A 23288-nucleotide genomic window follows, 5' to 3' on the forward strand; every position below is an offset into this window, starting at 1 on the left:
CCGCGGGCCGCCCGCCCCCCCCCCGGCCCCCCCGGCGGCACCGGGATGCGCGAGCAGATCCGCGAGGGCTGGCGGTTCGTCACCCGGCACCCGGTGATCCGGCCCTGCGTGGCCGACGCCACCGCGGTGAACTTCGTCTGCGGCGGGCTGATGACGCTCACCCCGGTGTTCCTGGTCCGCACCCTCGCCGCCCCGGCCGCCGCCGTCGGCGCCCTGATGGCCACCGGCGGGCTGGGCAGCCTGCTCGGCGCGGCCGCCACGCCCCGACTGGTGGCGCGGTTCGGCGGCGCTGTCGCGTTGCGCTGGGCGGCCGTGGTCGCCACCGCCTTCGCCCTGCTGCTCCCGCTCGCCGGGCCCGGATGGGCGACGCTCGTGTTCGCACTCGGCAACGCCGGGTTCTCGGCGGGGGTCGTGGTCACCAGCATCGTGACCCGCACCCACCGGCAGACCCACACCCCGCCGGAGCTGCTGTCCCGGGTGATGGCCACGGTCCGCTTCGTCTCCTGGGGCGCGATCCCGGTCGGTGCCCTGGCCGCCGGGGCCGCCGCCGCGGCCTGGGGACCGCGGACGGCGCTGCTGCTGGTCGCCGTGGTCAGTGTGGTGAGCCCGGTGATCCTGCTGGCCGGCCCGATCCGCCGGATGCGCGACCTGGCCTGAACCGGGGGCGGGGCGGGGGCCGGTGCACGGTCCCCGCCCGCAGGCGCGTCGGCGGTGAGCGGCTTGTGGTAGCGGGTGCCGTCGACGCCGATGCCCAGGGCCCTGGCCCGCTCGGTGCCGTTCGGCAGGCCCGGGGCGACCCTGACCGGCCCGCCCCGGCGGACCCGTGCTCAACGGACCCGTTCTCGACGGCCCCGTGCCCAACGGCCCCGTGCCCAACGGTCCCGTTCTCAACGGACCTTCGCTCAGCGGAACGCGGCGACGTTGCGCGCGGCCCAGTCCGCGAAGGGGCGCGGCGGCCGGCCGAGGACCCGCTGGACGTCCGGGCTGATCCGGGTCTCGGCCGGGCTGGGCGCGCCGAGGATGTCCAGGGTGTCGTCGGCCAGCTCCACCGGCATGTTCCGGGCCATGCCGGCCATGGCCTCCTCCCGGCTGAGCTCGTGGAAGCGCACCGGCTCGCCCAGCGCGGCGGCCAGGGCCGCCGCCTGCCCGCGCGGGGTGATCACCTCCGGCCCGGTGAGCTCGTAGCGGCCGCCGGCGTGCCGCTCGTCCAGCAGGCAGGCCGCCGCCACCTCGGCGATGTCGGCCGGATCGACGATCGGCAGGCCGACGTCCCCGAAGGGCGCGGCGACCAGCCGGTCGGTGCGCACCGACTCGGCCCACCAGAAGGCGTTGGACGCGAAGCCGCCGGGCCGCAGGATGCTCCACTCCACGCCGGACCCGCGCAGCTTGTCCTCCAGTGCGCGCAACGCGATCCGCGTCGGGCCGACGGGCCTGGTCACCACGGCCTGAGTGGAGAGCAGGACGATCCGCCGAACCCCGGCGCCCACGGCGTCGGCGAGGAGGTCGGCCGGGCGGGCCCCGGCGCCGTGCAGGTCGCCGGACAGCAGCAGGAACAGCGCCTCCGCCCCGGCCAGCACCGGCTTGAGGGCGCCCGGCTCGGCCAGGTCGGCCGCCACGTGGCGGACGCCGTCCGGCACCGCCGCCGCCCGCCGCGACACCGCCGTCACCTCCCGGCCCGCCTCTGCCAGCGCCTGGGTCAACGGCCGGCCGATGTTGCCGGTGGCCCCGGTCACCACGATCATGTTCAGCTCCCACCACTCGTCGTGCTCGTCCTTCTCGGAGGTCCTCCGAGGCCCTCAACCTAGGAGCATCGACTTACCTTTGGTAAGGACATACCTTGAAGTAAGCTCCACACATGAGGGAAGGCCCGCAGTACAGAGCGGCCGCACCGGGGGGCCGGTATGACGTGTTTCACACCGACTGCCCCGCGCGCGACGTCGTCGACCACGTGACCAGCCGCTGGGGGATCTGGGTGCTGATCTCCCTGCGGAGCAACGACCTGCGCTTCTACGAGCTGCGCGAGAGCATCCAGGGCATCAGCGAGAAGATGCTCACCCAGACCCTGCGCGCCCTGGTCCAGGACGGCCTGGTCCGGCGGGAGGTCGCACCGACCACACCGCCCCAGGTCACCTACGGGCTCACCGAGTTCGGCCGCGAACTGGGCGAGCCGCTCAGGGAACTGTTCGACCGGATCACCCGACGGCTGCCCCCACTCGACGGCGGTTCACCGCCAGGCGGAAGGTCCCGGCCGGCTCAGAGTCCGCTCGGCCAGTCGTAGCCGCTCGGCACCTTGACGGCGGCGTTCTCGGCGGCCGTGCCGTACACCAGGGCGATCTCGTCGTGGGCGTGCAGCACGATCGCCGCCGGGTCGCCGCCCACCGCCTTGCCGTCCACGTACGCGGTGAGCGTGTGGGTGGCGTCGGTGCGCAGACCGCCCAAGTGGTCCGCGGAGGCGGAGACCTGCCACTCGGTCAGGAACTGGCCCAGGGTGAAGTCGGCCGCCACCGGCGACTCGATGTGGACGACCCCGCTGGTGTCGTGGGTGTGCAGCGGGCTGATCCGCTGGGCGCTCTCGTCGATGCCGACCAGCGCGGGGACGGTCACGGGCTGCCCGTCGGCGTAGACGTCGAGGTGGGTGTGGATGTGCAGGGCGGTGCCCTCGGCGCCGAGCATCGGCAGGCCGGCCGCCTTGACGGCCGCTGCGGCGTCGGCCGGCGCGTCCCAGGGCGGCGGGGTGGTCCGGCCCTCGGCGGTGGTCCGGGGCTGCGCCGGGACGCCCGACGGCGCTGAGCTGCCCTGGTTCTCGGCGATCACGACCGCGATCGCGCCGACCACCACGAGCACCACCAGGACGACCAGACCGCGCACCAGCCACCGCCTGGTCCGCGCGTGCCGGACCTCCGCGGCCCGGATCGCGGCGAGGTGGGCCTTGCGCCCGGACGGCTCCGGGCTCTGCGCTGACATCGGTGCGGGCCTCCTCGATCGAGGCTGCTGTCCCTCTCAGCCTCGCAGAGTCCGCCCGGGCGGGCGCGCCGAGCCGACGCCGGCCGCGCCCGGCGACCACCGCCTCACCCCCGGTGGCCGGGTCCCGGCGTCCGGGCCCGGGTCCGAACCGAAGGCCGCGGCCTCGGCTCCCGCACGGGGAACCGGGGCCGCGGTCGGCGCGGGCGCGCGGTCAGCGCTGGCCCGGGTAGCCCTGCTGCCCCGGGTACGGCACGTTCGGGACCTGCGGCGGGTACGGCTGGCCCTGCGGGGGCACCGGGGCCCCCGGCTGCGCCGGGTACGGCTGGGCCGGCGGGTAGGCCTGCGGCGCCGGGTACGGCTGGCCCGGCTGCGCCCCCGGGTACGGCTGCGGCTGCTGCGGCGGGTACGGCTGCGCCTGCGGCGCGCCGAAGCCCTGCTGCGGCTGCTGGTGCGGCGGCTGCGGCGGGATCATCTGCTGGCCGGGCCCGGCCTGGACGCCCATCGGGTACGCCGGCGGCGGGAAGCCCTGGTTCTGCGGGGTGTCGAAGGGCTGCGAGCTCGGGTCGATCGCCCCGGGCGGGAAGGCGGCGCTCAGCTGGTCCATCTCGGCCCGCCAGATGCGGTGGATGTTCAGCCGCACCGGGTTGGCGTTGCCCGGCATCTGGACGTACATCGAGCTCCAGATGCTCGCCCGCTTGACCCGGCTGACCGGGAAGGCCTGCCGCGGGAAGGCCGCGACCACGTCGCCGGGCCGGTTGTTCCAGCGGTTGGCCGAGTTGATCACCACGTGGCTGTTGGTGAGCGTCAGGAAGTAGTACCTGCGGGTCAGCACGATGATCAGGCCGACGAGCGGAATCTCACCGAGCGCGGCCGCGAGCCACGGGCTGGGCCCGCTCTCCGCGTGCACACAGGCGATGAAGGTCTCGCCGGGCGGCGCCACCTGCGACAGCTTCTCGATGACCTGGGCCTTCTGCTTGGCCCGGAGGAATGCCATGTCTTCTGTACCTCTTACCCCGTCGTGTCCGCCGGCTCGGTGCGGCGGGAAATCGGCTGAGGTTAGCAGGTGGTGATGACACCTCGAACACCAGCGCCCCCGGGGGCGGCCGCGGCCCCGCCGGGCCGCTTCCCGGCGAGGTCGAGTCGGCACACGGAGCACCCGACGGTGGCCCGGGTGACGGGAGTTCACCGAGGGCGGACGGCTGTCGGCCGGCTGACGCCCGGTCCGCCGGGCGATGCAGGACCTTCACGAGACCCTCAGACCGTGATGACGGTGAACCCCTCCGGGGCGCGCAGCCGGACGGCGCCGGTGTGGTCGGTGGCCACCTCGATCGGCAGCCCGGCCACCGTCAGCCCGTCGATCCGCAGCGACTCGTACCCGGCCGGGACGCTCCCGCGCACCCACAGCCGGCGCCCGGGAGCGTCCGCGGCGAGCCCGAGCAGCGCCTGGAGCACCAGGACGGCGGAGGCCGCCGCCCAGGCCTGCGGGCGGCAGGAGGCGGGGTACGGGACGGGGCGGTGGTAGCGCTCGCGCGGGTGGCCGCCGTACAGCTCGGGCAGCCGGTGGTCGAAGGCCGCGGCGGCGCGCAGCAGTCCGGCGGCCAGCGGCGCGGCGTCCTCGGGCCGGCCGGCCCGGGCCAGTCCGTGCACGGCGACGGCGGTGTCGTGCGGCCAGACCGAACCGGTGTGGTAGCCCAGCGGGTTGAAACCGGCGGTGGCGGTGTCCAGGGTGCGCAGGCCGAAGCCGCTGTCCAGGCCGGGGGCGGTGAGGCGCCGCGCGACCAGCGCGCTCTCCTCGGCCGTGAGCAGGCCGGTGCCGAGCAGGTGGCCGAGGTTGGAGGTGACCGAGTCGACCGGCCGCTTGTCCCGGTCGAGGGCGACCACCGGGTGGCGGCCGTGCTCGTCCTCGGTCCAGAACCGGTCGCGGAAGCGCTCGCGCAGCCGCTGCGCCCACTGCCGCCACCGGTCGGCGCCGGGGCGGCCGAAGGCCTCCAGCAGGTCGGCGGACTTGACGGCGGCCTCGTGGGCGTAGGCCTGGACCTCGCTGAGGGCGATCGGGGCGGCGGCGATCCGGCCGTCGCGGAACCGGATGCCGTCCGAGGAGTCCTTCCAGCCCTGGTTGGAGAGGCCGCGGCCGGTGCTGTCGACGTACTCCAGGAAGCCGTCGCCGTCCGCGTCGGCGTAGCGCTCCAGCCAGTCGAGGGCGGCCTCGGCGTGCGGGAGCAGCTCCTCGACCTGCTCGGCGGGCAGGCCCCAGCGCCAGGCGTCGTGCAGCAGCAGGAGCCAGAGCGGGGTGGCGTCGGCGGTGCCGTAGTAGTGGGGCGGCAGGCGGGAGCCGGTGTCGAGGTGCTGTTCGGCGCGGCGGACCTCGTGCAGGATCTTGCCGGGCTGCTCCTCGGTGGCCGGGTCGACGGCGCGGCCCTGACGGCGGGCCAGGGTGCGCAGGGTGCCGGCGGCGAGGTCGGTGCCGAGCGGGAGCAGCATCCGGGCCGCCCAGAGCGAGTCCCGGCCGAACAGGGTGAGGAACCAGGGCGCGCCGGCGCCGAGGAAGGTGTCGGCGGGGCGCAGCGGGTCGGCGAGCAGCAGGCCGCGCAGGTCGTGGTGGGAGCGGGTGAGCCAGTGGGCGAGGTGGTGGTCGCGGCCGGTGATCTCGGGGGTGCTCCAGGGGGTGGTGCGGGCGGCGGGGAAGAGGTCGCCGTCGCGGTGTTCGGCGGTGCACTCCAGGACGGCGTGCCAGCTCTGGCCCGGGGCGAGTTCGAGGTCGTAGCCGAGGGTGCCGGTGGCGGGGTCGAGGTGGTGGGGTGCGGGGGTGAGGGTGAGGGCGGCGGTGAGCGGGCCGTCCTGCCAGCGCAGGCCGTCGTCACCGTCGGCGCGGGGTTCGACCGGGGTGCCGGTGCGGCCGGCCTTGACGGTGTCCATGGCGGCGAAGTCGCTCTCGGCGCGGATCTCCAGGCGCAGTCGGGCGGGGCGGGCGCCGGCGTTGTGCAGGGTGCAGTGCTCGACCAGGCGGCCGGGGTGGAGTTCGCGGCGGCGTTCCAGGGTGGTGGCGGGGTCGGCGGTCCGTTCGCCGGGGCCGCGCAGCACGGTGACGAAGACGGTGTGCCCGTCCGGGAGTTCGGCGGTGGCGACGGGGGCTTCGGGGATGCCGGGGGCGCCGATCTCCAGGCGGGAGAGGATGCGGCGGTCGCCGTGGTAGAAGCCGTCGGCGCCCTCGCCGATCCGGCCGTCGGGGCGGCTGGCGCAGAAGCTGGGGGCGGCCACGGAGAGCCGGGCGTCGTGCAGGAAGGGCTGGCGGTCGGGAGCGGGCATGGTCTCCTCGTTCTCGGTGCGGGGCTTGACAGTTGCTTCCACCCGGGCGCAACCTTTCTGTCATTGGAGCGTTCCAAGACATTAACTCCCCTGGTGGGGTTGATGGAACCCCCGCTTGGAACGCTCCAAGCCAAGCCTTGCGGCGACAGAACCTAGGATCACCGTCATGCATGCACACTCATCGCCCAGGATCGGCCACGGGTCCGCGGTGACCCTCGAAATGGTCGCCGCCCGGGCCGGCGTGGGCCGTCAGACGGTGTCCAACGCGATCAACTCGCCCGAGCTGCTGCGGCCGCAGACGCTGGAGCGGGTCCGGCGCGCCATCGACGAACTCGGCTACCGCCCGCACCGGGCCGCCCAGGCGCTCAAGACCAGGGCCAGCCGGCTGATCGGCTACGGCATCCGCTCCAGCAGCACCGGTGTCCCGACCCCCGTCCTCGACCAGTTCCTGCACTCGCTCTCCGAGGCCGCCGACCGGGCCGGCTACCGGGTCGTGCTGTTCGCCGTCGCCCCCGGGGACGACGGACTCACCCGCTACCAGCAGCTGCTGGACGAACACGGCGCCGACGGCTTCGTGCTCAGCGGCACCGACCGCGGCGACCGGCGCCAGGCCTGGCTGCACGAGCGCGGCGTCCCCTTCGTCGCCTTCGGCCGCACCTGGTCCGGCAAGGACGTCGGGGACTGGGTCGACGTGGACGGCGCCGCCGGCACCTCGGCGGCCGTCCGCCACCTGGCCGGGCTCGGCCACCGCCGGATCGGCTTCCTCGGCTGGCCCAAGGGCTCCGGGGTCGGCGACGACCGGGCCCGCGGCTGGCAGAGCGCGATGCGCGAACTGGGCCTGTCCACCCGGGGCCGCCGGATGGAGAGCCCGGACGACCCGGAGCGCGCCACCGAGGCCGCCGAGAAGCTGCTGGCCGGCGGCGCGACCGCCGTCGTCGCCGCCAGCGACACCCTCGCGCTGGGCTGGTACCAGGCCCTGCGCCGGGCCGGCCGCACCCCCGGCCCGGAGGCCGCCGTGATCGGCTTCGACGACTCCCCGATCGCCCCGCTGCTCTTCCCCTCGCTCTCCAGCCTCGCCCAGCCGCTCGACGCGGTCGGCCGGGTCTGCATGCAGCTGCTGCTGGAGCGCCTGGGCGACCGCGGGCGGCCCGTCGAACACGTGCTGCTGGAACCGGAGCTGGTGCTCCGCGAAAGCGCGTAGCGCCCGCGCCGCCCCCGTCCCATCCACTCCCCCGGATCCCCGCCGCCGAGGCCCACCCGAAGCACCCGTCCACCGAAGGCCGTTCACCACCCACCCCCGCAAGGAGATCCGCATGGCCACCTCCCGCACCCTCGCCACGGCCGCCGTCTGCACGGCCGTCGCCCTCGGCGCCGTCACCGGCTGCTCCTCCTCGGGCGGATTCGGGGACACGTCGGCCAAGCAGTCCACCGGCGCCGGTCAGAGCCTGACCGTCCTGATCGCCAGCTCCGGCGAGGCCGAGACCGCGGCGGTCAAGGCCGCCACCGCCGCCTGGGCGCAACGGACCGGCAACACCGTCACCGTGCAGATCGCGAGCAACATCAACCAGCAGCTCGGCCAGGCCTTCGCCGGCGGCAACCCGCCGGACCTCTTCTACGTGAACTCCGACCAGTTCGCCAACTACGCCAAGGGCGGCTCGTTGTACGCCTACGGCGAGCAGATACCCGATGCCTCGGACTTCTCCGAGCAGCTGCGCAAGGCGTTCAGCCACGACGGCAGGCTCACCTGCCTGCCCAAGGACAGCTCCACCCTGGCCCTGGCCGTCAACACCACGATGTGGCAGCAGGCCGGCCTCACCGAGGCCGACTACCCCACCACCTGGCAGCAACTCGCCGACGACGCCGCCAAGCTCACCAAGGACGGCGTGACCGGCCTGGTCACCGCCCCCGACTACCAGCGGCTCGGCGCCCTGTTCAAGCAGGCCGGCAGCTGGATCACCAACCCCGAGCAGACCGCGATGACCGCCGACGCCCCCGGCAACCGGCAGGCGCTGGAGTACGTCCAGGGCCTGTTGAAGGCCGGCTCCGCCAAGTACGTCGCCGACGTGGACGCCGGCTGGGGCGGCGAGGCGCTCGGCAAGGGCAGGGCCGCGATGACCATCGAGGGCAACTGGCTCAAGGGCGCGATGGCCAAGGACTACCCGAACGTCCCGTACAAGGTGCTCCCGCTGCCCGCCGGACCGGCCGGCCCCGGCACCCTGGCGTTCAGCAACTGCTGGGGCATCGCCGCCAAGAGCCGCCACCAGGCGGCCGGCGTCGACCTGGTCAAGCAGCTCACCTCCGCCGACCAGCAGCTGGAGTTCGCCAAGGCCTTCGGCGTGATGCCCTCCCGCACCAGCGCGCTCGCCACCTACGCCGAGAAGTACCCGGAGTCCAAGGCCTGGGTGGACGGCGTCGCCCACGCCCAACCCCCGGTCACCGTGCCCGGGTTCAACCAGGTGCTGACCCAGTTCAACACCGACCTCCAGTCGCTGCGGACGGCCGACCCGGCGGCCGTGCTGGCCGCCCTCCAGCGCAACGGCGAGCAGGTCGTCAAGAATGCCCGCTGACCCGCGCCCCCGCGGTCTGCACGGTCTGCGCGGTCTGCGCGGTCTGCGCGAGGGGGCCTGGGGCTGGCTGTTCACCACCCCCATGGTCCTGGTCCTCGGCCTCTTCATGGTGCTGCCGATCGCGATGGCGCTGTGGGTGAGCCTGCTGCACTGGGACGGCCAGTCCAACCCCTTCGACGGCAGCGCGGACTTCGTCGGCCTGGACAACTACCGCCGGCTGTTCACCGTGGACGGCCTGGACCGCACCCTGTTCGCCACCTCGCTGCGCAACACCCTCTACTACGTGGTGCTGACGGTGCCGGTGCAGACCGTGCTCGCGCTGGCCCTGGCGCTCGCCGTCAACCAGCGGCTGCTGCGCGGCCGCGGCGCCCTGCGCACGGTGTTCTACTTCCCGTCCGTCACCAGCTCGATCGCCGTCTCGACGGTCTTCCTGTTCCTCTTCCAGGGCAGCGGCGCCGTCAACCGGATGCTGGGCTGGGTCGGCGTCCAGGGCCCCAACTGGTTCGCCGATCCGCGCGGGCTGGTCTGGCTGGTGCTGGGGTGGTTCGGCGTGGACCAGCCCGCGCCGACGGCCGGCGGCCCGCTCGGGCTGGCCTGGTCGGAGTGGTTCGCCGGGCCCTCGGTCGCGATGTGCACCCTGATCCTGATGGCCGTCTGGACCACCTCCGGCACCTTCATGCTGATCTTCCTGGCGGCCCTCCAGGACGTCCCGCGCGAACTGGAGGAGGCCGCCGCCCTGGACGGCGCCGGCCGGCGCCAGGTGCTGCGCCACGTCACCCTGCCCGCCCTGCGGCCGGTGCTGTTCCTGGTGCTGACCCTGGGGCTGATCTCCACCTGGCAGGTCTTCGACCAGGTGTACGTGATGGGCAAGGGCGCGCCCGGCAACACCACCCTCACCCCCGCCTACCTCTCCTACTCCTCCGGCTTCGACAACGCCGACTACGGGCAGGGCGCCGCCATCGCGTTCGTCCTGCTCGGCCTGGTCCTGCTGCTCACCGCCGTGCAGCGGTGGGCCCTGCGGGAGCGGGACGGTGCCCCGGGGCCCCGCTCGAAGGGTGTCCGCCGTGCGGCGCGCTGACCACGGGACGGGCACGGAACGGCCCGTGCTCGCCCGCTTCCCCCGGCCGCTGCGCCTGCTCGGGTACGCCGTGCTGCTCGGCTTCGCGCTGCTCTACCTGCTGCCGTTCCTGCTCCAGTTGGCGAACAGCTTCAAAACCGACCCGGACGCGGCCGCCCACCCGATGACGCTGCTCCCGGACGGCGGCACCCTCGACTCCTACCGCCGGCTGTTCGGGCTTGCGCACGGCGTGGAGAACGTGCCGTTCCTCGGCTGGCTGGGCAACAGCGTGCTGGTGACCGTCCTGGTCACGGCCGGGCGGGTGCTGTTCGACTCGATGGCGGGCTACGCCCTGGCCCGGATCGCCTTCCCCGGCCGCCGGCTGCTGTACGGCTTCGTGCTGGCGGTGATGGCGGTGCCGGGTGTGGTGCTGCTGATCCCGAAGTTCCTGGTGCTCAAGAGCTTCGGGATGTTCGACACCTACGGTGGGATGGTGCTGCCGCTGCTGGTCGACGCCGCCGGGATCTTCATCATGCGGCAGTTCTTCGTCTCGGTGCCGCGCGAGATCGAGGAGGCGGCGCGGATCGACGGCGCCGGGACGTTCCGGATCTTCTGGTCGGTGGTGCTGCCGATGTCCCGGCCCTCGCTGATCGCCCTCACCGTGCTGTCCTTCCAGGGCTCCTGGAACGAGTTCACCCACTTCCTGGTCTCCACCCAGTCCAGTGAGCACGACACCCTGACGACGGGTCTGGCGCACTTCGTCTCCGGCGGCCTCGGCTCCGGGACGCAGTACCCGCTCAAGCTGGCGGCGGCGCTGGTCTCCACCGTGCCGGTGGCGGTGCTGTTCTTCTGCTTCCAGCGCCAATTCGTCCGGGGTGCCAACTCCGGCTCGTCAAAGGGCTGAAAACCAGCCAAAAGGTACGCATATCGGCCTGTTCAGTTAAAGCTGAGGTCAATAATCAGGTGCTTTCTTGCTGATAATGTGATCGCCTGTGTACGCTGCGGCGCTCCTCACCGCAGGGGAGGGAATGGCCTGACCCGTTTCACTCAGGCCCCGTCAGACCAGGAGTTCCACCATCAACACCGCCATCCGCACGGCCGCCCGCGGTGCGCTGCCCGTCGCCGTCACCGCCTCCGTCCTCGCCGCCGGCCTCACCGCCTGCGGCACCGCCGAGCAGCTCTCGGCCGGCCAGAAGGTGTCGAAGGCCTTCGGCAAGGTCGGTGACGGCAAGTCCGCCGACTTCACCCTCTCCGTGGACGCCACCCCGGAGCAGATCGTCGCCTTCACCAAGGCCAGCGGCGGCGAGGCGATCGACGAGCAGAGCGCGAAGAGCCTGTCCGGCCTCTCGGTCTCCGTCGCGGTCTCGGCCGACAAGCCGCTCAAGGACCTCGACGCCGTCAAGAACGCGGGGGCGGGCGACCGGAAGAACCAGCAGGACATCACGCTCGACAAGTCGGTGCGGATCTCCTACCTCGTCGCGGACAAGAAGGGCACCCCGCTCCTCGAGTACCGCCAGGTCGACGCCAAGGGCTTCCTGCACCTCGACCTCAAGAGCGTGCTCAAGCTCACCGGCCAGGACCCGGCCGAGGCCGACACCATCGCCAAGGACCTCTCCCCCGACCTGGCCCCCGCCAAGAGCCTGCTGGACGGCAAGTGGGTCTCGCTCGACCTCCAGCAGCTCGCGGACGAGGCCAAGAAGCAGGACGGCGCCAAGGGCGGCAAGCCGGAGGCCGTGCCCTCGGTCGACCCGGCCGCCGGCAAGGAGCTCCTCAACTCGCTCAAGGACGTGTTCAACCGGACGGTCACCTTCGAGGACAAGGGCACGAAGGACGGCACCGAGCACATCTGGATGAGCGCCCCGGCCCGCCAGGCCGTGGACGAGCTGTACAAGGCCGTCAAGCCGCTCTCCGCCAAGTTCCCGCAGCAGTTCAAGAAGTTCCCGACCGAGGCCCCGACCGACGTCCCGGACCGCAAGGTCGGCGTCGACCTGTACCTCAAGGACGGCGCGCTCAACTCGGCCACCTTCGACCTGTCGCAGCTGGAGAAGAAGGTCGACCCGGGCGTCAGCTTCCCGGTGAAGCTCGCCTTCAACCAGGACGCGCCGAAGGTCGAGGCCCCGGCCGACGCCACCCCGATGACCAGCGAGGACCTGATGAAGTCCTTCCTCGCGCTGGCCACCGGCGGCCAGGACCCGACCGCCGGGGACGACGCCACCGGCGTCCCGCCGTTCAACACCGAGGCCGCGCCGCTGACCGACGCCCAGCTCAAGTCGCTGGCCGCGCTCGGCATGTCGGAGGCCCAGGCCAAGGCGTTCAACAAGATGGGGCTGGGCTTCGAGGACATCAAGGCGATGGCCGAGGAGAAGTGACCCGCTCCTGAGGGGTGCCGCTACCGCCTCTGACGCGCCCCCGCATGCGTCCCTGACGCACCGACCGACCGGCCGCTCCCGCGGTCGGCCGGTCGCGTCCGTTCAACCGCGCTTGCGCGGGCCCGTCCTGGCCCGCGCCGGCGCGGCCTCGGGCTCGCCCAGGCTCGCGGCCCGGACGGCCTCCATGGCGGCCACCTCGTTCGGCACCCGGGTACGGGCACCCAGACCGAGGATGCCGCCCTCCTCGTTGGCGTCCGCGACCACGGTCGCGATCTCCAGCAGGAGTTCCCGGTACCCGGCGAGTTCGTCCGGGGCCCGCTCGGCCACGATCCGGGTGGCGGCCCGGATCGTCTCCAGCGCGGGCCCGCGGTACCCGGCGTAGCGGGTGTCGGGGCGCAGCCCGGTGTCGAAGGTCGAGGCCGCCGCCAACTCGCGGACGAAGCGCCGCGGATGGGTGCTGCTCGCCTCGCGCAGCAGCTTGACGATCGCTATCACCTCCTCCGGGTCCGCGACGCCCTCGGCGAGGGCGACCAGCACGCCGGAGGCCATCAGGGCCCGGCCCAGCGTCGTCCATTCCTCGGGGGTGAAGTCCAACTCCCCCGCGCCGTCGGCGACCCGGCCGATCCGGATCACCTGGAAGCCGACCTCGGCGAGCACGGCGGGGATCAGCCGCACCGACTCCACCGTACGGGCCCGGGCCCGGTCCGACAGCTCCTCCCAGGGCAGGAACACCGCCCGGCCGTCCCGCTGGCCGGGGAGCAGCGCCTCCGGTTCGGCGCCCGTGCCGTAGCGGTGCTCGTGCTCGTGCTCCAGCCGGGCCAGCACCTCGGCCTCCTCCTCGGTGAAGTCCTCGAAGCCGCCGACGGCGTCCGGGGCGACCTGCTCGGAGGTGGGCACCATCAGGCAGCCGACCGCGGCGAGGCGCTCGCCGAGCTGGCGGGCCTGGCGCCGGTTGGCCGTCCGCAGTTCCTCGGGCAGTTCCTCCCAGGGCAGCAGGGCCGGGCGGCTGCCCGCCTCCTCGCCGTCCTCGACCGCGGCGGCCACCCGGCTGCGGTGGATGGCCCGGGCCAGTTGCCGGGTGACCTGGGCGTCGGTGTAGTCGGCCAGGCTCTCGATCACCCTCCCCTGCGCCTCCAGCCGGGCCTTCATCCGGCCGCACTCGTGCAGCACGGCCTCGGCGTCCAGCAGGGTCTGCTCGGCCCGGCGGTCGCCGGCCTTGCCCAGTACGTCCTGCCCGACCATGATCACGATCATGAAGACCAGCTGGGCCAGGGTGGACAGGAAGCTCATGAAGGCGAACGGGTACGGGTCGAAGGTCTGCACCCCGAGCTGGGACAGGCCGATCCAGAGCACCTGGGTCACGGCGGCGAGGTAGAAGGCCCACATGCTGCCCAGCCGCCCGGTCAGCCAGGCGGCGATCCGCCCATTGACCCCGGCGACCTGGTCCAGGGCCTGCGGCGGCGGCTGCACCCGGTGCCGCTGGATCCACGGGTGCCCGCTGGTCTCCAGCAGGCTCACCCCGCGCCCGAGCGCCCGGTCGTGCCGGTCCAGGTGCGCCTGGAGGTCGGCGACCCTGGCGAAGATCGCCTCGGCGTTCTCGTAGGTCTGCACCGCCCTGCGGTCGGCGGCCTGGCCCAGCACCCGCTGGCCGACCAGGATCGCCAGGCAGAGCGCCAGTTGGACGACGTTGTCCAGGAACAGCAGGAAGCCGAAGGGGTAGGGGTCGATCGAGTGCAGCGGCCCCCAGGTCGCCAGCGCCATCCAGCCGGCGACCAGCACCAGGGTCACGTACAGGGCGGGCATCGAGCCCACGGCCCGGGTCAGCGCGGCCGCGATCGCGCCGTTCAGCCCGACCTGTTCGTCCGCCACCGTCACCGGTTGCTGCCGCGGCTGGTCGATCGCCGTACCGGCTTCCGTCACGCCCGCTCCTCACGGTCGAACGCCGGCGCCCGCCGCCGGAGTCGTGCCCATGATGGCAGCGGCCGGGGCGGCCTGGGCGGGCGGAGGCTCTCCGGGGCAGGATCTTAACGCTCCGTCAACACCCGTACGGTGCAGGCCGTGCAGCTCGACCCGGCCGTGGCGCAGGTGGTTGCGGTGGCCGTCGGCGAACTCCAGCCGCAGACTGCGGTCCGCGGGGGCGTCCACCACGACGGCGCTTTCCACCGTGCCGTAGGAGGATTCGCGGTACACCCACACCCGGTCGCCGATGTGGAACTCCGCGGTCTCGGAGACGATCACCGGGCCCACCTCCTCGCTCCTCCGGTACTGGTCCGCCGGTGCCGGTTCACCGGTGCTGGTTCGCCGGTGCTGGTCCGCCGGTACTGGTTCGCCGGTCTGCTCGGCCGGTCTGTTCACCCGGCTGTACGGAGCGCGGTGGGTCGGGTACTCAGCGGGCGCGCAGTTGCTTCGGGGCGGTGGGGGTCGGCAGCGCGGTCGGCTCCCCGGCCTGGTCCACCGCGGTGCCGTCGGTGAAGCGGGAGCACTCGGCGCCCGCGCCGACGGTGAGGGTGCGGGCCACCGGGTCGTAGCGGAGCGAGGCGCCCTCGGCGAGGGATCCCGGGCCGTCCGAGGGCGGTGCCAGGCTCAGGCTAGGGACGGGCGCGGACTCGTCCACCGAGACGACCGTCCAGCCCTGGGCGGTCAGGGTCGTCCGGGCGCGCCCCAGGGCCTCCGTCCACTGGGCCGGGCTGACCCCGGCGAGGGTGAAGTGGGCGCTGAGCACGGCCGTGCGGGGCTGGTCGGCGCCCCCGTCGTTCATGCTCTCCAGGAGGTGCTCCAGGCCGCGGGCGTGGCAGACGCCCTGGACCCGGGCGGTGATCCCGTCGTCGCCGACCCGCGCCGGGGTCAGTGCCACGCCGGGCGGCAGGGCGAGGGCGTCGTAGACGGCCTGGGTCCGGGCGTCCAGGTGCGCGGCGACGGCGGCCGGGTCGGCCACCGGGTACGGCTCCCCCGACCAGACCCGCGGGACCTCCGCCGCGACCGTCACGGCGCCGCGGTAGCCGACCGTACCGAGCACCGCCGCTCCGGCGACCGTCGTGACCAGTGCCACCCGCACCGCCTTGCGGCCGCCCCGGCCGTCCGTCCGAACACGCTTCGTCATGATCACCATCGTGCCCGGCCGGGCCGGGCCGCCGCCTGAGTACCCGTACTCAGGCGGCGTCCCGGCGGTGCTCAGGCGTGAGCGGCGGCGCACTCCGGGTGGCCCCAGCTGCTGCCGACCTTGGTGATCTTGTCACCCTTGGCGTACGGGCGGCTGCACGGGCAGGTGCCGGGGAAGCGGGCGTTCAGGGTGCGCGAGCCGCCGCCACTGCGCTTGGCGGCTCCGGTGCCGGTGCCGGTTCCGGTGCCGGTCCCGGCGGAGGCGGTGCGCGGCTTCGCGGCCCGGGGCGTCTTGACCGCCGCGGCCGGGTCGGGCACCGGCAGGTCGGCGGCCGTCCCGGCGGCGGCCTGCTGGGTGCGGGCGGCGTCGCTGGCGGCCTTGTCGGCGATGGCATTCAGCGGGTCGCCGTCCACCTGGTGGGCGGGGACGTAGACGAAGGTGACGTCCCGGCCCTCCAGCAGCTCGTCGATCCGCTGGATCAGCTCACGGTTGGCCACCGGCTTGCCCGCGGCCGTCTTCCAGCCGTTGCGCTTCCAGCCCTTGAGCCACTTGGTGACCGAGTCCCGGGTGTAGGTGCTGTCGAGCCGGACCTCCAGCGGGACGGCCGGGTCGGTGGCGGACAGCAGCTGTTGAAGCGCCGTCAGCTCGCCGATGTTGTTGGTGCTGTGCCCGAGCGGCCCCGCCTCCCAGCGCTGGGGCGCCCCGGTGGCGTCCGCGACCACGTAGGCCCAGGCCGCCGGGCCGGGGTTGCCCTTGGCTGCTCCGTCACACGCTGCAATGACTCGTTCGACCATGCCCCCGATCATGCCTGGTCAGGCGCCTCGGAGCCAAAGCGGGTCAGCTGCGCAGCAGGGGCAGCAGCAGCGCGGCGGACCAGCTGAACGGAGCCACCGGGCGGCCCTACGCCCGTGGCCCGAGCCCGCCCGCGACCTCCGGCCGATTGCCGCTCGGCCCGCCCGGCGCAGCATGATGGCCCCCATGTGGGGCAAGTGGATCGACTGCCGAGTCCGGCCCGGCGCCCGCGCGGCCTTCGCCGCCGGTCAGCGCCGCTGGTCGGCGATCGCGGACCAGCCGGGGCTGCTCGGGCAACTGGGCGGCTGGGACCGCACCGGCGACCGGGCCCTGCTGTACGCCCTCTGGACGGACCGGGCCGCCTACGACCGCTTCATGCGCGAGCGCCACGACGAGGTCGCCACCGAGGCCGCCCAGCAGGGCAGTTGGGACTCGATCCGGGTCGCCACCGGCCCGGTCGTCCAGGCCTTCCCCGGCGCGGCCCCCTCCCTCCCGGAGGCCCTCCGGCACGCCACCCTGCTGCGCGCCGCCGACTGCCACCTCCTCCCGGCCCGCGCCGACCACTTCCTCACCGTCCAACGCGACATCTGGGCCCCCGGCATGGCCGCGGCCGGCGGCCTCCTCGCCGGCACCGTCACCCGCCTCGCCGCCGACCGCTACCTGGTCACCACCCTCTGGACCTCCCCCGAGGCCCACGCGGACTACACCACCCACACCTTCCCCACCCTGCGCACCCGCGCGAACGTCCCCGCCGACGTCGCCACCTTGACCGGCCACGTCGTACCCCTGGAACCCACCTGGCACGTCAAGTAGGCGCCGCGCGGTGCCCGCGGGCAGCCTCTTTCCGTTCAGCCCCCTGCACTGACATCCTCGGGCGTCAGGCGTGACCGCCGACGCCCCTGGCCCTGACCCTGGGTCAGCGCACCACCGGCACCCCCTCCGGCCGACCCGCGAGCAGCGCGGAGACGTGGTCGGCGCAGCGCAGGGCCGCCTCGGCCATGGCACCCCTGGTCATCCCGGCGACGTGCGGGGTGAGCAGGGCGTTGGGCAGCCCGGAGAGTGGTGAGGCGAAGGCGGCGTGCTCGTGGGCGAAGGTGTCCACGGCGGCCGCCGCCAGTGGGTGGGCCGGGTCGCGGAGGGCCTCGGCGAGGGCCTGCTCGTCGACGATGCCGCCGCGGGCGGTGTTCAGCAGGATCGAACCGGGCCGCATCCGGGCCAGTTCCGCCCGGCCGATCAGCCCCCGGGTGTCCGGGGTGAGCGGGACGTGCAGGGACACCACGTCGCTGGTGGCGAGCAGGGCGTCCAGGTCGGCGACCGGGCGTACGGCGGCGCGGGCCGGGTGCCGGGTGAGGGCCTGGACGCTCATGCCCAGCGCCGTGGCCCGCTCCGCCAGCGCCCGTCCGATCCGGCCCAGCCCGAGGATGCCCAGGGTCAGCTCCGACAGCCCGACCGCCGGCGCGCCCGGCGTGCTCCAACGGCCCTGCTGCGCGGCCTCGTTGTACGGCACCAGGTTCCTGGTCAGGGCGAGCAGCTGGGCCAGCGCGAACTCGGCGACGGCGTTCGCGTTGGAGCCGGGCGTGTGGGTGACGGCGACGCCGTGCCGGGCGGCGGCCGTCAGGTCGACGTGGTCGGTGCCGGCGCCCGCCCGTCCGATCACCCCCAGCCGGTGGGCCAACGCGGGGTCCGTCGCCGCCGCCAGGAGCGCGGCGCGCAGCGGGACCCCCGCACGGGACTTGAGCGCGTGGAAGCCCAGCCCGCCCCGCACCAGCTCGGCGGTCAGTACCGCCTCGTCGAACAGGTCGACGTCGGTGAACTCCACCCGCTCCGCCCACCGGGCCGTCACCCCCGCCGGATCCGCCACCCGCCGCAGGTTCAGCGTGACGGCCAGACCGTGCCCGCACAGCCGCTCCAGCTCCCGGTCGAGCAACTCCCCGGGCGCCGCGTCCAGCACCAGAACCCGCCTCGGCCCCACGGCCACCACCCCCCTCACGCCCACGCCGTCAGTGTGCAGCCACCCCCGATCATGCCCGGTACCACTGACACCGCCGCGCCGGCCGCCGGCGTCACCGAGGATCCGGACGGCCTGGTGGACCCGGAGTTCACCGAGGCCGCCGAGAACCCCCGGTTCGACGTCGCCATGGTGGGCGTCGCCGACCTGTCCCCGCTGCTCATCGCCGGTGTCGCGGCCGTCGTCGACGCACTGCTCCACCTCCTGCGGGGACGCCGAAATCCCGTTGCGCGGGCGGCGGGGTCACGACCATGATCCGTGAATGGAGCCGACAGAGCAGACGGAGCAGGCGGAAGAGGAGATCGACCTGGGCGAGGTGACGCTGCGCCGTTTCCGCGGCGAGGCGGACTTCCCCGAGTTCTTCCGGGTCATCGAGGAGTCGCTGGAGCACCTGCGGCCCTGGATGCCGTGGGTCGCGGAGCACAGCGAGGCCAAGACCGCCGAGTTCCTGGCCGAGCGGCCGGGGAAGTGGGAGAGCGGCGAGGACTTCACCTACGCGATCCTGCTGGACGGCGCGATCGTCGGCGCCTGCGGGCTCTTCCGGCGCGCGGACACCGCCGACAACGGCCGGGAGATCGGCTACTGGCTGCACCCGGCCGCCACCGGCCGCGGCATCGCCACCCGTACCGCCCGGGCGCTGGTCGGCCAGGCCTTCCGGCTCCCCGGCGTGGACTTCGTCGAGATCGTGCACGACCCGGCCAACCTCGCCAGCGGCGCCGTCCCGGCCCGCCTCGGCTTCACCGTGCACGCACGCCGCCCGGCCGAGGCGCTCGCCCCGGCCGAGACCGGCGAGGAGCAGATCTGGCGGCTCCGACGGAGCTGACGGGCAGCCAACTGACCGCCGGACCAGCTGATCGCCAGACCAGCTGACCGCCGACCGGCCCGGTGGTACGAGGGCCCGGCGGTCCGCCGCCGTGGGGGATTGCGGGCGGACCGCCGGGCGGCGCCGGTCGGACGGGACGATCCGGCCGGGCGCCGTGGGAACGAACGCGACCGGAGACTCACGCCTCCGTGCGGAGCGCCCCATTTCGAACCCCGCAGGCCGGCCGCATACCCTCTGCTGCGGCCTTGCGCGTTCGTTCCCACGCCCAGGAGAGCCCCGCTCGGCACGCCGGATAACACTTTTCCTCCCGCCACCTCCGCGCCGCCCCGCCGCCCCGGCTCCCCGACTCCCCGGCCACGGCCGCCCCCTCCGGCACCCTTGATCGTCTACCCTCGGCTCCAGCCGCCGCCCCGGCCCCCGCAACCCCCCTCCCCTCGGCGGCGGCGACGAGAAGGACGACGAGAAAGCCGAGCCCCACCGTGCCGAACGCCCCCGTGATCCGCAGCGACGCCCCCGGCTCCTTCGCCTGGGGCGTCTTCCACGAGCGCCACCCCGAACTGGTCCGCCGGGTCCTCGGCGCCCTCCCGTACGGCCCGGAGCAGCGGGCAGCCGTGGAGCGGCTGCTCGCGGAGAGCACCAGCGGCGTCCTGGAGCCACCGGCCGCGGACGGGCCGGACGCCGCCCGCTGGCTGGCGTGGGGCGAGGGCCTGTGGGGCAGGCCGTGGGGCGAGGCGCCGTTCCTGTGGGCGGAGAGCTGGTTCTACCACCGGCTGCTCGACGCCACCGGGTACTTCGGGCCCGGCGCCTGGCAGGGCGTCGACCCGTTCGCCCCGTTCAAGCACGCCGAACTGGCCGGTCCGGCCGTCGACGAGGAGCTGGCCGCGCTCGACGGGCTCGACGCCCTGCCGGAGCCGCGCCGGTCGGACGCGCTGCTGCGGTCCGCGCTGTGGGGCAACCGCGCCGACCTGAGCTTCCAGCTCACCGCGGGGCCCGGCGGCGGACCGGCCGACGCCGACCTGCTCGCCGACGACAGCGCGCTGCTCCGGGCCGAGCTGCAGCGGGCCGGCGGCGGGCGGGTCCACGTCATCGCGGACAACGCCGGCCGGGAGCTGCTGCCGGACCTCGTCCTGATCGACCACCTCCTGCGGACCGGCCCGGTGGCCGAGGTCGTCCTCCAGGTGAAGCCCCGGCCGTACTTCGTGTCGGACGCGACCACGGCCGACGCCCTCGCCGCGGTCGAGCGCCTGCGCACCGCGCCGTCACCGGCGGCCGGGGCCGTCGGCCGCCGCCTGTGGCGGGCGTTGAACGACGGCGCGCTCACCATCCGCACCCACCCGTTCTTCTGCGCGCCGCTCCCGTACCACGACCTGCCGGACGACCTGCGGTCCGAACTCGCGGGCGCCGCGCTGACGATCCTCAAGGGCGACCTCAACTACCGCCGCCTGGTGGGCGACCGCCACTGGCCGCCGACCACCCCGTTCCGCACCGCGGCCGGGCACTTCCCCTCGCCCGTCGCCGCCCTGCGCACCTTGAAGTCCGACGTGGTCGTCGGCCTCGCCCCCACCACCGTCGCCCAGCTCGACGCCACCGGCACACCGTGGCGCACCACCGGCCGCCACGCCGTGATCCAGGTCCACACGCACCGGTAGCGGGGGCTACGGTGTGACCGTCCGTCACCGAGGCACGCCCGCAACGAAGGAGCCGACCCCCATGGCCGAGCCGCACACCACCTCCGGCCAGGGACGGGGCCCGGGCCGCGCCCACGACCTGGTGGCGGCCGCGCTGGACCGCGCCGCCGCCGTCGCGCACCTCAACGCCTTCATCACGCTCGACGCCGAGGGGGCGCTCGCGCAGGCCGCCCGCAGCGACGCCCGCCGTGACGCCCGGGGCGGCGGCCCGACGCCGTGGTCCCTGGTCGTCAAGGACAACACCCATGTCGCCGGCCTGCCCAACACCGCCGGCACCCCGGCCCTCGCCGACTTCGTGCCCACCGCCGACGCACCCGTGGTGGCGGCGCTGCGGTCGGCCGGGGCGATCGTGCTGGGCAAGACGAACATGCACGAGCTGTCCCTGGGCGCCACCTCGTGCAACCACACCTTCGGCGCGGTCGGCAACGCCACCGACCCGGCCCTGTTCGCGGGCGGCAGCAGCGGCGGTACGGCCGTCGCGGTGGCGGTGGGCGTGGCGGAGGCCGGGCTCGGCACCGACACCGGCGGGTCGGTCACCATCCCGGCCGCGCTCAACGGCGTCTACGGCCTGCGGCCCAGCGCCGGGCGCTACTCCTCGGCGGGGGTCACCCCGCTGTCCACCACCCGGGACACCCCCGGCCTGATGGCCCGCACGCTGGACCGCCTCACCACGCTGGACGCCCTCGTCACCGGAGCCCGCGAAGCCACCGCAGCCCGCAGAACCACCGGAGCGCGCGGAACCGCCGGAGCCACCGGCACGGCCGACACCCCCGCCGCCCCGGCCCGCCCGCTGCGCCTCGGCCTGCCGAGGCAGGTGTTCGCCGAGGACCTGGAAGCCGCGGTCCGTACGGCCTGGGAGCAGGCCCTCGACCGCCTCACCGCCGCGCGGACCACGTGGGTGCCGGTGGACACGGCGCACCTGGTCGAGTACGACGCCCGGATCGGATTCCCGCTGGTCTTCGGCGAGTTCGCCACCGCCCTGGGCCGCTACCTGACGGAGCACGGCGCGGGGGTCGGCCCGGCCGAGCTGATCGCCGCGGTCGGCGACCCGGACCTCGCGGCGCTGCTCGGAGCCACCGCCCTGCCCGGCTCCCCCGGGTACCCGGGCGAGGCGGGCCTGCGCAGTGCGCTCGCCACCCGCCGCACCCTCCAGGAGGCCTACGCCCAACTGTTCACCGCCCACGGCCTGGACGCGCTGCTGAGCCCGACCGTCCCGGTGTGCGCCCGGCCACTGCGCCGGTACGAGGACAGCCTCCCGCTCAACGGCCGGGACGCGCCCACCTTCCACACCCTGATCCGCAACACCTCCCCGGCGGCCACCGCGGGCCTGCCCTCGGTGACGATCCCACTCCCGGTCACCGGCTCCGCCCCGGTCGGCGTCCAACTGATCGGGCGCCGGCTGGCCGACCGTGAACTGCTCGCCACGGCCGCCCGGGTCGACGCCGTCCTCCGGTGCCCATGAGCACGGCGCACTGACCCGAACCGCGTCGCACCGGCGCATCCGCACGCCGGGACCACGCCTCCGACGCCGTCCGAGAAAGGCTGTACCGGAACCGTCCTGCTCCTCATACTTCCGGACAGCGCCTGTCAGGAGCAGCTCATCCCGTGCTGCTCCCGGAGGCCCGGCCCCCCAGGGCCCGCCCCCAGGAGGAGGACCATGCGCAGGACCACCGCCCGTATCCCCGGGACCGCCGCACTGCTCGCCCTGCTGACCGCCACCACCCTCGCCACCTCCGCGCCCGGCGCCGCCGCCGTGCCCGCCCGCGCCACCGCGCCCACCCGCACCGCCGCCGCCGAGCGGCTCGCCGCGGTCAGCGACGCCGTCCTGAACGCCGAGGTGGACGGGACGGCCTGGTACGTCGACCGGGCCGGCGGCCGGGTCGTGGTGACCGCCGACAGCAGCGTCTCCCCGGCCGCACTCGCCGAACTCGTGCACGCCGTCGGCCCCGACGCGCCCGCCCTGACCGTCCAGCGCGTCCCCGGACGCTTCACCCCGCTGCTGGCCGCGGGCGACGCCGTCTACGGCGGCCGCTACCGCTGCTCGCTCGGCTTCAACGTGGTCGACAGCGGCGCCCACTACTTCCTCACCGCCGGGCACTGCGGGAACGTCGCCGCCACCTGGTACGCGGACAGCGCCCACCGCACCGGGATCGGCCCAACCGTCGCCTCCACCTTCCCCGGCCACGACTACGCGCTGGTCCGCTACGACAACGAAGCGCTCGACCACCCCGGCGGGTTCAGCTCCGCCCCCGACGCGTACGTGGGCGAGGCGGTCACCCGCACCGGCTCGACCTCCGGCACCCACACCGGCACCGTCACCGGACTCGACGTCACCGTCCGCTACACCGGCGGCGGGACGGTCCGCGGCCTGATCCAGACCGACGTCTGCGCCGAGCCGGGTGACTCCGGCGGCCCGCTGTACGAGGGCGACAAGGCGCTCGGTCTGACCTCCGGCGGCAGCGGGGACTGCACCACCGGCGGGACGACCTTCTTCCAGCCGGTGAACGCGGCCCTCGCCGCGTACGACGTCAGCGTCTACTGACACCCCGGGCCTACCGCCGCACCCGGTCCACTGACACACCGGCCGCCCGGCCGCCGCTCGATCCGAGCAGCG

At 74.4% G+C, this 23288-nt stretch carries 22 protein-coding genes; 13 read left to right on the plus strand and 9 right to left on the minus strand.

Going from position 1 to position 23288, the window contains the following annotated elements; genetic code table 11:
- Nucleotides 1-657 (plus strand): MFS transporter (locus tag AB0F71_RS21300; protein ID WP_360236674.1); only part of this gene is annotated, 657 nt, incomplete at its 5' end.
- Nucleotides 658-902: 245 nt separating this feature from the next.
- Here AB0F71_RS21300 and AB0F71_RS21305 read toward each other — a convergent pair.
- On the minus strand, nucleotides 903-1742 hold the full coding sequence (locus AB0F71_RS21305; protein WP_360236677.1) for an NAD(P)H-binding protein: 840 nt from the start codon (nucleotides 1740-1742) through the stop codon (nucleotides 903-905).
- 113 nt (nucleotides 1743-1855) lie between these two features.
- Here AB0F71_RS21305 and AB0F71_RS21310 point away from each other — a divergent pair, with 113 nt between their 5' ends.
- Complete coding sequence (locus AB0F71_RS21310; protein WP_360236681.1) at nucleotides 1856-2278, plus strand: helix-turn-helix domain-containing protein; 423 nt, start codon at nucleotides 1856-1858, stop codon at nucleotides 2276-2278.
- Here AB0F71_RS21310 and AB0F71_RS21315 read toward each other — a convergent pair.
- The 3 genes from AB0F71_RS21315 to AB0F71_RS21325 all read right to left on the minus strand — a co-directional run bounded on the left by AB0F71_RS21315 (nucleotide 2254) and on the right by AB0F71_RS21325 (nucleotide 6312).
- Nucleotides 2254-2964, minus strand: a complete 711-nt coding sequence (locus AB0F71_RS21315; protein WP_360236684.1) for a hypothetical protein — start codon at nucleotides 2962-2964, stop codon at nucleotides 2254-2256. The two genes, AB0F71_RS21310 and AB0F71_RS21315, sit on opposite strands and share 25 nt — an antisense overlap.
- 211 nt (nucleotides 2965-3175) lie before the next feature.
- Nucleotides 3176-3958, minus strand: coding sequence for a hypothetical protein (locus tag AB0F71_RS21320; RefSeq protein WP_360236687.1), 783 nt, complete (start codon nucleotides 3956-3958; stop codon nucleotides 3176-3178).
- Nucleotides 3959-4218: 260 nt separating this feature from the next.
- Entirely contained in the window at nucleotides 4219-6312 is a 2094-nt protein-coding gene (locus tag AB0F71_RS21325; protein ID WP_360236689.1) for a glycogen debranching N-terminal domain-containing protein, read from the minus strand.
- 124 nt (nucleotides 6313-6436) lie between these two features.
- On the opposite strand from AB0F71_RS21325, the gene AB0F71_RS21330 reads away from it, so the two are divergent.
- From AB0F71_RS21330 to AB0F71_RS21350, 5 genes are all read left to right on the plus strand, one after another.
- Nucleotides 6437-7471 (plus strand): LacI family DNA-binding transcriptional regulator, encoded by a 1035-nt coding sequence (locus AB0F71_RS21330; RefSeq protein ID WP_360236692.1) that lies wholly within the window; start codon nucleotides 6437-6439, stop codon nucleotides 7469-7471.
- A gap of 112 nt (nucleotides 7472-7583) precedes the next feature.
- Entirely contained in the window at nucleotides 7584-8837 is a 1254-nt protein-coding gene (locus tag AB0F71_RS21335; RefSeq protein ID WP_360236695.1) for an extracellular solute-binding protein, read from the plus strand.
- Nucleotides 8827-9915 carry a sugar ABC transporter permease gene (locus AB0F71_RS21340; protein ID WP_360236697.1) on the plus strand — a complete coding sequence of 363 codons (1089 nt, stop codon included), beginning with the start codon at nucleotides 8827-8829 and terminating at the stop codon, nucleotides 9913-9915. The genes AB0F71_RS21335 and AB0F71_RS21340 overlap by 11 nt, the downstream gene beginning before the upstream one ends.
- Entirely contained in the window at nucleotides 9902-10798 is an 897-nt protein-coding gene (locus tag AB0F71_RS21345) for a carbohydrate ABC transporter permease (RefSeq protein WP_360236700.1), read from the plus strand. The genes AB0F71_RS21340 and AB0F71_RS21345 overlap by 14 nt, the downstream gene beginning before the upstream one ends.
- A gap of 292 nt (nucleotides 10799-11090) precedes the next feature.
- Nucleotides 11091-12263 carry a hypothetical protein gene (locus tag AB0F71_RS21350; protein ID WP_360236703.1) on the plus strand — a complete coding sequence of 391 codons (1173 nt, stop codon included), beginning with the start codon at nucleotides 11091-11093 and terminating at the stop codon, nucleotides 12261-12263.
- A 102-nt stretch (nucleotides 12264-12365) separates the two neighbouring features.
- Here AB0F71_RS21350 and AB0F71_RS21355 read toward each other — a convergent pair whose 3' ends face one another.
- From AB0F71_RS21355 to AB0F71_RS21370, 4 genes are all read right to left on the minus strand, one after another.
- Nucleotides 12366-14183 carry a DUF1003 domain-containing protein gene (locus AB0F71_RS21355; protein WP_360236706.1) on the minus strand — a complete coding sequence of 606 codons (1818 nt, stop codon included), beginning with the start codon at nucleotides 14181-14183 and terminating at the stop codon, nucleotides 12366-12368.
- A gap of 9 nt (nucleotides 14184-14192) precedes the next feature.
- On the minus strand, nucleotides 14193-14501 hold the full coding sequence (locus tag AB0F71_RS21360) for a hypothetical protein (protein WP_360236709.1): 309 nt from the start codon (nucleotides 14499-14501) through the stop codon (nucleotides 14193-14195).
- A gap of 148 nt (nucleotides 14502-14649) precedes the next feature.
- Nucleotides 14650-15363, minus strand: a complete 714-nt coding sequence (locus tag AB0F71_RS21365) for a hypothetical protein (protein WP_360236712.1) — start codon at nucleotides 15361-15363, stop codon at nucleotides 14650-14652.
- A 71-nt stretch (nucleotides 15364-15434) separates the two neighbouring features.
- A complete protein-coding gene (locus AB0F71_RS21370; RefSeq protein WP_360236715.1) occupies nucleotides 15435-16157 on the minus strand; it encodes a ribonuclease H in 723 nt (240 codons plus the stop codon).
- 184 nt (nucleotides 16158-16341) lie between these two features.
- Between AB0F71_RS21370 and AB0F71_RS21375 the strand changes: the two genes are divergently transcribed.
- Nucleotides 16342-16968, plus strand: a complete 627-nt coding sequence (locus AB0F71_RS21375) for a DUF4937 domain-containing protein (RefSeq protein ID WP_360236718.1) — start codon at nucleotides 16342-16344, stop codon at nucleotides 16966-16968.
- A 103-nt stretch (nucleotides 16969-17071) separates the two neighbouring features.
- Here the strand turns inward: AB0F71_RS21375 and AB0F71_RS21380 are convergent, their stop codons facing one another.
- Nucleotides 17072-18151 (minus strand): NAD(P)-dependent oxidoreductase, encoded by a 1080-nt coding sequence (locus AB0F71_RS21380; RefSeq protein WP_360236721.1) that lies wholly within the window; start codon nucleotides 18149-18151, stop codon nucleotides 17072-17074.
- Nucleotides 18152-18178: 27 nt separating this feature from the next.
- Between AB0F71_RS21380 and AB0F71_RS21385 the strand changes: the two genes are divergently transcribed.
- From AB0F71_RS21385 to AB0F71_RS21405, 5 genes are all read left to right on the plus strand, one after another.
- Nucleotides 18179-18418, plus strand: coding sequence for a hypothetical protein (locus AB0F71_RS21385; RefSeq protein WP_360236724.1), 240 nt, complete (start codon nucleotides 18179-18181; stop codon nucleotides 18416-18418).
- Between the two features lie 7 nt (nucleotides 18419-18425).
- Entirely contained in the window at nucleotides 18426-18986 is a 561-nt protein-coding gene (locus AB0F71_RS21390) for a GNAT family N-acetyltransferase (RefSeq protein ID WP_360236727.1), read from the plus strand.
- A gap of 479 nt (nucleotides 18987-19465) precedes the next feature.
- On the plus strand, nucleotides 19466-20635 hold the full coding sequence (locus tag AB0F71_RS21395; protein ID WP_360236730.1) for a damage-control phosphatase ARMT1 family protein: 1170 nt from the start codon (nucleotides 19466-19468) through the stop codon (nucleotides 20633-20635).
- Between the two features lie 61 nt (nucleotides 20636-20696).
- The gene (locus AB0F71_RS21400; RefSeq protein WP_360236733.1) at nucleotides 20697-22136 is read left to right on the plus strand and encodes an amidase family protein; all 1440 of its coding nucleotides are present in this window, start codon (nucleotides 20697-20699) and stop codon (nucleotides 22134-22136) included.
- A 195-nt stretch (nucleotides 22137-22331) separates the two neighbouring features.
- Entirely contained in the window at nucleotides 22332-23216 is an 885-nt protein-coding gene (locus AB0F71_RS21405) for a S1 family peptidase (protein WP_360236735.1), read from the plus strand.
- Nucleotides 23217-23288 lie beyond the last annotated feature (72 nt).

Source organism: Kitasatospora sp. NPDC028055 (genome assembly GCF_040637885.1).
Classification (GTDB): Bacteria; Actinomycetota; Actinomycetes; order Streptomycetales; family Streptomycetaceae; genus Kitasatospora.